Genomic DNA, 2,550 nt, shown 5'->3' with positions numbered 1-2,550 from the left:
TATGAAGCACTAGAAGTACAGCATGAAACAGTGAATAACACCATTCGCAGTGTTTCAGATATTAGCAGTGCCACAACTCCCTCTTTCGGTTTCGTTAGGAATGATAATGATACGGGGGTTAATGTAGCTGAGAATTTACTGGACCATTTAAATTCTTTCACAAGCATAGGTCGAAGTAGCACTTCGCAAATAGAGAGCCTATTACAAGAAATCAAAACAACGTTAAATCATGCGGGTGCTGTAAGTGGTAGTACTAGATTTACGGATTACAAAGGTAATGCGACAGCCATTGCTTTGGTGAATTTAAAAGAATATAATCAGGCAAACCAACAAATAAGACAAGAGCAAATTGAAGACCTTGATGAAGAATCAAGAGTAATATATGAAAAAGCAAAAGAAGACTATGAAAATGGTGAAATCGATAAGTCTGTATATGATTCAATTGTATCAGGGGTCATCAATACAGGTGCGGGTTTTATGAGAAATGCTATAACTGAAGAAGTTGCTAAACCTATAGCTTCAGCAGTGAATACCTGGATTAAAAAAAATACAACTTTCTTTATGAATCGCGCGTTGGTTGCTGCACCTATTTCTGGAAATGTTATTACAATGGCAGAACCTCCTTCTATTACGTCTCAAACTGTTAGAACAGGAGCAAGGTATGGGGTCCCTATTGTAGCATCTGCTATAGACTTTAGTATTATGGTATATCAAGGGGAAGAAGTAATGGATGCGACAATTAAAGCAGGTGGACATTTAGCAGCTGGTTTAGCAGGTGCTAAAGTGGGAGCTATAATTGGGTCAGCAGTGCCCATTGGTGGAACGGCAGTTGGCTTTATAGTAGGAGGAGTAGTTGGTACGGTAGGAGCATTCGCATTTGATTGGGTTTATGACAATAAAGACGATATTGTCAAGAGTATACAAAATATAGGTGGGTCAGTTGTCCATACATTAAGTGAAACTGGAAAAAATATTGGTGAAGCTGTTTCTGGTCTTTTTAATGGATTGGGTTCAGTATTTGAATAGCACCACTAGTTTATGAGGTGATTATTGTGAACAAAAAGAATATCGTTATTTATGCTAATAAAGAAAAAGGAAGTATGGGATACACATTGCTTCTTGACGGACAAACGAAGAGAACTTATAAAATATATCATAAAGAGTATAGTCAAATTTTGTATTGGTCGTATTTCTTAGGAGCTTTGGTAATATTACGCAGTCTACAAAGTTTTACCATTTCAGTAGATAATCCTATTTTTATGTTAGCCATAGTTATATTTGGTGCTATTTTTAGTATTTTAATTGGTGTATTCATTCATAGTAAATCAGCGAGTGAGATAAAAGAAATATATCCTACTAATGAGATGCTTAAGGAGTATATAGAGAAAGGTAGAAAGAAATTTAAATTTGAAATAATGCTCATGGTCGTTTTATTATTGGGTTCATTTGTGTGTCTAATAATATTTTTGATAAACAATCTGCTAATTTTATTATTATTTTTCTTTTTGCTTTTCATTGCAATTGGTATATTAGGGAGTAATTTTTCAATAGCACGATTTCAGATATACAAAAAGGGCTTAGAATAAAACAGGAAAAAATAGGTGGTAGAGAAAAATAACGTAGAGGAGTGGTTAGATGGAAGTATTACCAATCGGAAGTGTAGTAAAGCTAAAAAATGGAGACGTAAAGCTAATGGTTTTAAATAGAGCACCACTATATAACCAAAATGGTGAAATAGGTTACTTTGATTATTCAGCTTGTATCTACCCTGCTGGAAAAGTCGAGGAACGAGTATATTTCTTTAATCATGAAAATATTGAGGAAATCTACTTTAAAGGGTATGTAGATGAACAAGAAGAGTTATTCCAGGAACAGTACGAAGAAAAGATAAAGAATACGAAATATCCAAAATTTAAAGTGGAGGATTACTAATTCTTTCAAGGTTTATAAAATGCTGAATTTGTTTTGTATTTTCGGGGAGCGAGCTAATATATGACATTTAAGATATTATGACGCAAGCTAGATTATCACCGATGTTCGGATTGATTTATGAAGATATACAGTTTATTCATGAACTATTTAGTATAAGTTTATGGATATTACAAACTAAAGAAGCGTAAATGACAGTAAGGATGGGCAATCGTTTGGGTGTTCAACCTTGTTGTGTACGTATAGATAAAAAATGAGTCAATTATGCGATAAATAAATTTTTTGAAACCGATTTTGTTGTTTAAGAGTGACATCAACATCTGGAAGACAAAGTCCTATTTGAGATTGTCGGAGTGATTGTATTTATCATTGATTAAAAAGATAAGCGTTTCAAGAGGAAAAGCGATTTTCAGCTTACAATTTTAACTACTTTTAAAGGAAAGAGAGGGAGTTTACATGGGACAAAAAGTAGACCTGTCAGAAGTAATAGACTACTCCGATGAATTTAAAGCAAATTCAGAAGATATAAGAGTCAGCCTTTTAAAAGTAGAACAAAACATAGAAGACATGTGCAACATGAGTTCTTTTTCTGGTAAAACAGCAGATCAGGCAAAATTATAT

3 protein-coding genes are annotated in these 2,550 nt (G+C 33.7%); all 3 read left to right on the top strand.

Going from position 1 to position 2,550, the window contains the following annotated elements:
* On the top strand, positions 1–1,026 hold a 1,026-nt coding region (locus N7Z68_RS24080), incomplete at its 5' end, for a hypothetical protein (RefSeq protein ID WP_275120947.1).
* A 26-nt stretch (positions 1,027–1,052) separates the two neighbouring features.
* Positions 1,053–1,586, top strand: a complete 534-nt coding sequence (locus N7Z68_RS24075; protein ID WP_275120946.1) for a hypothetical protein — start codon at positions 1,053–1,055, stop codon at positions 1,584–1,586.
* 49 nt (positions 1,587–1,635) lie between these two features.
* Complete coding sequence (locus N7Z68_RS24070; protein WP_275120945.1) at positions 1,636–1,932, top strand: DUF4176 domain-containing protein; 297 nt, start codon at positions 1,636–1,638, stop codon at positions 1,930–1,932.
* Positions 1,933–2,550 lie beyond the last annotated feature (618 nt).

It is taken from the genome of Alkalihalobacterium chitinilyticum (genome assembly GCF_029028005.1).
Classification (GTDB): domain Bacteria; phylum Bacillota; class Bacilli; order Bacillales; family Bacillaceae_F; genus Alkalihalobacterium; species Alkalihalobacterium chitinilyticum.
This window is presented reverse-complemented; position numbering and strand designations above follow the sequence as displayed.